Here is a 421-nt window from a genome sequence, read left to right as displayed (position 1 = left end):
CACTTTATGTGCGTGGTTTTGTTGTTATGAAAACTAAATCTCTTATTTTTATCATCCTCCCTGTCGATGTGGTTACAGCTCGCTGTCCGCTAAAACCAGCCTCATAAGCAAATCCATCTTTATCCTTTATTTCCACAAATCCTTCATCAAATACTCTGCACCAAAGAGCCAGATATGTTTGAGACAATGGCTGGCCCGTACCTCCGAGGTAATCGAGGATCCGACTGATATATGTCAGCGTTCTTGGCACTGTTGTATACCCGTCATGTTCATGGCGATTCCATACCTTGAGTTGTTCAAGCTCGTCTCCCCATAGCTCTTCTAACAAAGTTTTCCTTTTTGCAGCAAGAGTTCTCCTTCCTGACTTCTTCGCTCTTTCTGAACCACTATTTTTTACTGTTGACGGTGGCGCTATTGGTAG

1 pseudogene is annotated in these 421 nt (G+C 43.2%); it reads right to left on the bottom strand.

The annotated features are described in order from the left end of the window. Positions 1-4: 4 nt before the first annotated feature. Positions 5-421: pseudogene (locus tag WCE05_RS26175) on the bottom strand (hypothetical protein); the annotation flags it as partial.

Origin of the sequence: Pseudomonas sp. I2 (assembly GCF_040984075.1) — a bacterium.
Lineage (GTDB): Bacteria > Pseudomonadota > Gammaproteobacteria > Pseudomonadales > Pseudomonadaceae > Aquipseudomonas > Aquipseudomonas guariconensis_B.
This window is presented reverse-complemented; position numbering and strand designations above follow the sequence as displayed.